Below are 6901 nucleotides of genomic sequence, written 5' to 3' on the forward strand. Positions count from 1 at the left end.
ACCAAGACGGTCACGGCCATCGCCACGGCGATGACATAAAACCGCACCCAAAAATGACGCAGCACCGGCACCACCAATACCGCGAGCGTCAGATAGACAACCGCGGCCATCATCGAATGTCCACTCGGAAAACTGCTGGTGTAGACAAGCGACAGATGAGGCACGAGATCAGGACGAGGGCGGGCGAAGAAATGTTTCATCAGCAAACTGGCGGCGATGCCGCCGAGCGTCGAGACCAACAGGAACCCCATCGTTCGATAAACGCGATTGATCGCCAAGAAGACAGCAGTCGATGCAATCGCCAACAGCAGAACCGCCATGCCTCCGAGTGCTGTCAAATCACGCCCCACCTCAGCCATCCAGGGGGGACCGATCGGGCGTGACAGGTCATCCGCAGCACGCAAACTGCGAACTGCCCAACGATCAAACGCATTGGTGCCCCCCTCGAGCACCTCGTCGGCGAGTTCGATGAATCCCCATGTACCTAGTACCACCGCCAAAAAAGCGAGCAAGAGGATTGGTTCGCGTCCCCAAAAAAAGCGAATCAGGCGAAAAACGGGCCGGTGCATCTCGTGGATTTTCAATTGGATCATATCGTCGCCTAACAGCATGCTGCATGCCAAAATAGCCATCGGGTGCGTTGCGTGTCGAAAAAGCGAGGATGCCCGCGTTATTGAAGATGTCTCGCCCCTCGTCGCGGTCAAAGAAAAAATGGCGGCCAATGGATTGGCGGGCAATAGCGACGCCCACTCCCACCCACCGGACCAAACCGCTGATTCAGTAGCACATCACCGCTGTGAAGTTTGCCGGTCGGGCGTTAGTGCCGACTGGATTTGGCCGCTCGCGCGTTGGTTCGATGATCACGAAATCGTGGCTCACCACGCCAAAACGGCAAACGAAATCCGCCGTCTTTGGACGATTGGGGTGCCGCTTGCACGTCGCTCGGCCCCATCGGCAGCCTTTTGCCGAACCCAAAAGAGAAAATCCACAAAAAAAGCCCGTGTCTTACAGTGCAAGACACGGGCTTCTCATTGATCGGGGCGACATGATTCGAACATGCGACCTCCTGGTCCCAAACCAGGCGCTCTGCCAGGCTGAGCTACGCCCCGGTGCAGCAAAAACGAGCGATAAAACCACTCTTTCTGCAGCCGGATACCTTACGAAGAAACGAGACAACGCCCGTCACTTGAAGGTTCGAAGGTTGTCGTGTTTTTATCGGTTTTCTGCAACCCCACTTAACATCAATTTTTCATAGATTTTTTGAATTGGTTTTCACTCCATGCCGCACTGTTTCAAGTGGATCACGGCCGGCACCGCGAGCCGAATGGGAAAACCCTGGAACAGGCCCCTCGATTTCCCCCACTCCGGTCGTTCGTCATTCGTCGGATGAGTAGCAAGTAGCATTCGTCACTTGAGTAGCAAATAGCGGGCAGCGTCTCTAATTCTCAGCGAAAGCCGAAGTTGTCGGTTCGCCGAGTCGGATAGAAAAAATATACGGCAGGATTCTGTAACGAACCGATGCACAGATTTTGCTTGACCGCCGTGAATGCATGCGAGATCATGACGACGACTCAAGCGGTCGCCCCGCCGGACCGCCCATCCGGTCATCCTTGTCTCCATCCCTACTCTTCTCCATTCACTCGAATCCATTCACTCGAACGGACAAATTCGCATGCAAGTCTCACTGCGGCCATCCGCTCCCCGGTACTTCGGACGATCGCGAAATGGCGTGATGTCGATCCTCACCCTACTGATCCTACTGGGGTTGATGCCAATGCACTTCGCACAGGCTCAACAGGATCCATTCGCCAGCGACACGAAACCTGCCGCCACGCCAGACACGCCGCCCCGGATGACCACAGGGCCGGATGCGACTGGGCCGGATACGACTGAGCAACAACTTCGCCGCAAGTTATCGGAAAAGACGTCAATCCACGTCGACGCAGTGCCTCTGAGCGAATTTCTACACCTGCTGTCTGAAAAAACCAACACGCCGATGGTGCTCGATACTCGGGCAATCGAAGAGATTGGATTGTCGCCCCAACAACCGATTCACGTTTCGCTTCAAAACGTCAGCCTGCGAACGGTACTGAAGATTTCGCTGAGACAGCTTGATCTAACCTACATGATCAAAGACGAAGTCATTCAAATCACGACACCGGAGCATGTAGAAAATCATTTGGTGACAAAAGTCTATGCATTAGCGGATCCGCTAAAAGGCAAGGCCCCCAAAGTCATCCGCGCTGTGACCTCTACGATTACCCCGGATACATGGGAAGTCCTCGGCGGCCCCAGTACGATTGTGGCCATCGAAAGTGTATTGGTCGTCTCGACAACCGAGAAGACTCACGAGCAGATCGGCGACTTGCTTGAAAAGATCGAAACCGCGATGCAGACGGGTAAAACACGTTCGTAACAGCTTTAGTAGCGTTCGCGGTGTGAGCGGCCCGGTTTCATGGGAGGCGGCCGACAAAACTCTTAACGGCTTGTTGATTTAATCCAAACGCAAATCGCAGCGGTGAGCCGTGGGCCGTAAGACACCGGGGCATATGCGTCCCCGGTCGCTTATTCGCAGAAGCCCCCCCAATTATGGGAGTTTGGCGAGAAGTGTTGTTTTTCGCGATCCATTCCGGGGATCGCTGCGTAGCTACTCGTGCAGTGGATTTCCATTTCCCGTTTGTTTTTGAGCCATTTTGAGTCTTTGATGATCGATCGCGTCTTTTTGTTCACCCTCTCGACCCTCGGATTGGTCGCGGGACTTTCGCTGCCGGCCCCCTTTGTGACACGGTCGTTCGCCCAGGAAACCACCGCGGCCCAAGAAACCACCGCGGCCCAAGAAACCACTGCCGCCCAGGACACCACTGCCGCGACAACCAGCCCGGATGATGCACACGAAGCCGATGCACACACAGGGGAGCCCCATTCCCATCATGACGATTCGCAAAAGCCCAAGGGGCCGACACGAGAGCCCGCGAATTTGCTCGGCAAAGGGCCCGATGGCAAGCCCTTTGAATTGAACGAAGAGGGCAAACAAGCCAAGGCGAAATATGTCCAGGCAAAAGAGCAGCTCGTCGATGTATTGATCGACATGCGAACGGTTCACACGCTGTACATGAACGGCGAGGACCAAACGCCTGAGGCACTTGATCGATATCGCGAACTACGCGAACAGAGCTACGCCTTGTTTGACGAAGTCTTCGATGCTGCGTACGAGTACTTGTTGTTGGCGCCCGATCAAGAAGCTGCCCAGTACTTGTTAACGATGCTTGAACACCGCTTCAAGCATTCGAATTACTCGTTGTCGACCATGCGTGCCAGCGCGTTATTGATCGACCTGGGTTTTAATCAAGTCTTCCTCTTTCAGTCCGCTGCTCGGTCGTCGGTTTGTGTAGGCGAATTCGAAACGGCCGAGAAAATCTACGAGTACCTCAAACCCGAAGACTATGGCGATCTGGACAAGCGTTTCAGCTACCAAATGGATGATCTGAAACAGCAATGGGCCGAAGAGCAGAAACGCCGAGAACAGGATGCTGAGAAAGAGCTTCCTCGCGTCAAGCTAAACACAACGCACGGCGATATTGTTATCGAACTGTTTTTGGACCAAGCGCCGTCGACGGTAGCCCACTTCATCAAATTGGTCGAGCAAGGTTTTTACGATGGGCTTGATTTCTATCAAGTGATCGATGATCTGTTGGCACTGACCGGTGACGAAGCGGGCACGGGATCGGGCAATAGCGGGCAATTCATCGTCGACGAGCACCAACGCGACGGAGCGCGGAATGCGTTCCGCGGCTCATTGGCGATGGCCAAGCTTCCCAAAGGGGAAACCGGTGACTTTGTTCCCGATAGTGCCAGTAGCCAATTTGCCATTTTCTTTACTCCGGTTCCCACCGTCAGCAAAGAACAAACGGTGTTTGGACGGGTGATCGAGGGAATGGACTTGTTCACCGAACTTCGGCGAGTCGATCCGCACAAAGAGAAAAAGAAAGGGCAAGTGGTCTACCCGCCGGACCGCATTATCGAAGCCGAGGTGATCCGTCGCCCTGACGCGTTGCCCGAGCCTGAGTATCGGCAGTAAAGCGGATTATCGCCGAGGAAGCCAGCTGATTTACAACTTCGACTCGGCCAGCCGGTCGATTTGGATCAACACCACCACTTGTTCTTCGATATTGTCGGCGGAAACCCCCGTCATCATTTCTTTGCCGAGCCCAAACGCAGGTTGACTTGCCGCGATCACAAACAGATCATCCTTGCCCCCTTCAAGATCGATATCGAGCCAAGGCAGCGACCATGCGTCACGGCGACTGTCGATCCGCATGGCCGAATCGCTGCTGATCCATTTTTGACGCATTGCACCGTGCTGAATCTCGGGACGACATTGCAAATGAATTTGCGAGGCGGTCTTGGACTGCGTGGGCGTGATGGCCAATACGTATTGTGGGTCCTGTAGCGTTCGCCCTACCGTTTGTCCCTGCGTGCGAAGCAGCGTCACATGGGCACCGCTGCGAGGTTGACGAAGTGGCAACTCGTATCGCTTTGCCAATCGCATTGGAATCTTTCGAGAGCCAACGGAAACGTCGCTCGCCACATCGGCTTCGCCCAAGAAGACGTCGACCACGTCACGCGGACCGGCCATCTCGGCAAGCCGTTGACGAAATTGGTCAGGACGAATGACCTTGCCGACCCGGATCCCGTTCTCTGCAAGCTCGCTACGATGTGCCGGTTCGATGATCATTTCATCGACCCACTGCCACATCGATGCGACCCGGTCTTGATTCGCGGCCTCGGGCTGAATCGGATGAAAACCGACCGACAGTACCATCGCCTGAGAACTTGGTTTGACCGCAGCGAAGGGATTGCTGCCGCTTTGATTCAGCACGGCATCCGCCGTCGAACGATCGATCCATGACGCGCAGCCGGCAACCGATGACGCTAACGAGCTAGCGGCAATCAGTGAGCAAAACTGTCGGCGGTTCATGGTGTTCAAGCGGATCGCTTTTTGTACGACGTTGAATTTTGCACGGCGCGGAAATCGGGACCTTTTTACGCCAATCGGCTCCGAGGGCTGTGCGGACACTACAAAGTCGGCTTCGGAACCGTCAAGAGAAAACCACCGCTTGCTTCCCAATCCGACAACGAACCCGTAAAACGATAGGAGAGCCTTCGTTATTGCAGTTATCTTCGTTATTGCAGTCATTCCCCCCAACCCGCAGTAGGACCGGATGAAATTCACAGACAATCTGCCTCTGATGAGTGGTTTGCCACGAGCCGATTTGCCGACCGATGAATCGCTGATCCTGGCAAGCGGGTCGCCCCGACGGTCGCAGTTGCTAAGGGCTGCGGGATATTCGTTCACGGTTCAACCCGCGAGCGATGAAGCGGAGTGTGGGATGTGCAGTCGCGAGACAGCTCCCGAATTGGTGGCGCGATACGCCTATCGAAAAGCTGCCGATGTGGCGTCGAAGAACGATGGCGGATTGATCCTGGCCGCCGACACCGTGGCGTCGTGCTATGGGCAAATATTGGGTAAACCCCACGATATCGAACATGCCGAAGCGATGCTACGACAACTCAGCGGTCGCCGCCACGACGTTTTTTCAGGATTCTGTGTCTGGTCAGTCAGCCAAAATCGCTGTGTCGTCGAAGTCGTCCGCACCGAACTGCAAATGCAAACCCTCAGCGAGGAAATGCTCGCCGAGTACCTCGATTCGATGCTGTGGGAGGGCAAGGCAGGCGCGTTTGGTTTCCAGGACGGCAATGATTGGTTGGAAGTCCTCGATGGCGGCAGCGAAACCAACGTGGTTGGTTTGCCGATGGAGCGTTTAGCGGAGGTCTTTCGCGACTTTGACTTGCTAGCAACTGAGATTGCCGTCGAGAAAGATGGACCTTCTTTCTCGAAGTAGCCAATCTTTCTAAGGTTCAGGGGCGGTTTATTCCCGATAAAGGGTTTAGTGCGGTCCCGATGATGCATGCAGCGACGTCGGGCGACAGTGGCGATGCATCTGGATTTTCAGCTTCGACTGAATCGCGTTGCCCCTTTCCCGTGTTTCCAATTTCCGCTTTCAAATGGCCTGGATGTCATGGTGCGTTATTCTGTTTTGCTCGCCAGTATTATCGTTATCTCTCTCGTCTCGACTGCGAAGGTCCATGCAGAGAATTGGGCAGACAAGATGTTTGCCGAGACCAGTCATGACTTTCGCACTGTCGGTCGCGGAACCAAATGTGACTTCCATTTCGAGCTGACCAACAAATACGAAGAAGACGTCCACATCGCCGCCGTCCGATCGAGCTGTGGATGCACCAGCCCCTCGATCACCAAAGACACGCTGAAGACGCATGAGACCGGAGCGGTGGTCGCGACGTTCAACACCAGTTCGTTTATTGGTCAAAAGTCGGCGACAATCACCGTCGTGTTTGACAAACCGTTTTATGCGGAAACGCAGCTCAAAGTCAGTGGATTCATTCGCACCGACATCACGTTTGATCCTCCTGATGTGGCTTTTGGCGAATTCGCCTCCGGTGATGCTCCGGAACGTGAAATCGTGATCACCCACAGTGGCAACTCGAACTGGCGAATCAGCGACGTGCGAAGCCACTGTGAAAGTTTGCAAGTCCGATTGAGTGCTCCTGAATTGACGCCGGGAATCGTTCGCTACCGCATGCGAGTCAGCATGAAAGACTCGATGGAAGAAGGCGAAATTCATGAACGATTGACGCTGATCAGCAACGACCGCGCCTTCCCGACCACCGAGATGGACATTTCGGGTCGAGTGCGTTCGGCGATCAGCGTCTCGCCTGCTGCGGTGAACCTAGGCAGCAAACCCGCCGACGCAGTGATCGAAAAACGCTTGATCGTCAAAGGCGACGAGCCGTTTGAGATCAAAGACATTGTCTGCAGCGA

General features: G+C 54.8%; 6 protein-coding genes and 1 tRNA gene. 4 read left to right on the forward strand and 3 right to left on the reverse strand.

The window, feature by feature from the left end; genetic code table 11:
* A partial coding sequence (locus ABX962_RS25660; RefSeq protein ID WP_372723596.1) for a phosphatase PAP2 family protein occupies window positions 1-632 on the reverse strand: 632 nt, incomplete at its 3' end.
* A 403-nt stretch (window positions 633-1035) separates the two neighbouring features.
* Window positions 1036-1109 (reverse strand) — tRNA-Pro (locus ABX962_RS25665).
* 623 nt (window positions 1110-1732) lie between these two features.
* Here ABX962_RS25665 and ABX962_RS25670 point away from each other — a divergent pair.
* Both ABX962_RS25670 and ABX962_RS25675 read left to right on the forward strand, forming a co-directional pair.
* Window positions 1733-2416, forward strand: a complete 684-nt coding sequence (locus ABX962_RS25670) for a hypothetical protein (RefSeq protein ID WP_372723598.1) — start codon at window positions 1733-1735, stop codon at window positions 2414-2416.
* 288 nt (window positions 2417-2704) lie between these two features.
* Window positions 2705-4078: a peptidylprolyl isomerase gene (locus ABX962_RS25675; protein WP_372723600.1), complete on the forward strand. Its 1374-nt coding sequence runs from the start codon at window positions 2705-2707 to the stop codon at window positions 4076-4078.
* A gap of 30 nt (window positions 4079-4108) precedes the next feature.
* On the opposite strand, the gene ABX962_RS25680 is transcribed toward ABX962_RS25675, so the two are convergent.
* Window positions 4109-4978: a hypothetical protein gene (locus ABX962_RS25680; protein ID WP_372723601.1), complete on the reverse strand. Its 870-nt coding sequence runs from the start codon at window positions 4976-4978 to the stop codon at window positions 4109-4111.
* 271 nt (window positions 4979-5249) lie between these two features.
* Here ABX962_RS25680 and ABX962_RS25685 point away from each other — a divergent pair, with 271 nt between their 5' ends.
* The gene (locus ABX962_RS25685; protein WP_372723605.1) at window positions 5250-5903 is read left to right on the forward strand and encodes a nucleoside triphosphate pyrophosphatase; all 654 of its coding nucleotides are present in this window, start codon (window positions 5250-5252) and stop codon (window positions 5901-5903) included.
* 177 nt (window positions 5904-6080) lie between these two features.
* Window positions 6081-6901 (forward strand): DUF1573 domain-containing protein (locus ABX962_RS25690; protein WP_372723603.1); only part of this gene is annotated, 821 nt, incomplete at its 3' end.

Origin of the sequence: Novipirellula sp. (assembly GCF_041583735.1) — a bacterium.
In the GTDB taxonomy this organism is placed as follows: domain Bacteria; phylum Planctomycetota; class Planctomycetia; order Pirellulales; family Pirellulaceae; genus Novipirellula.

Bases quoted from the DNA above. Each gene is read 5' to 3' on its own strand.
- ABX962_RS25670 (WP_372723598.1), top strand. From the start codon at position 1,733: ATGTCGATCCTCACCCTACTGATCCTACTGGGGTTGATGCCAATGCAC.
- ABX962_RS25675 (WP_372723600.1), top strand. From the start codon at position 2,705: ATGATCGATCGCGTCTTTTTGTTCACCCTCTCGACCCTCGGATTGGTC.
- ABX962_RS25680 (WP_372723601.1), bottom strand. From the start codon at position 4,978: ATGAACCGCCGACAGTTTTGCTCACTGATTGCCGCTAGCTCGTTAGCG.
- ABX962_RS25685 (WP_372723605.1), top strand. From the start codon at position 5,250: ATGAGTGGTTTGCCACGAGCCGATTTGCCGACCGATGAATCGCTGATC.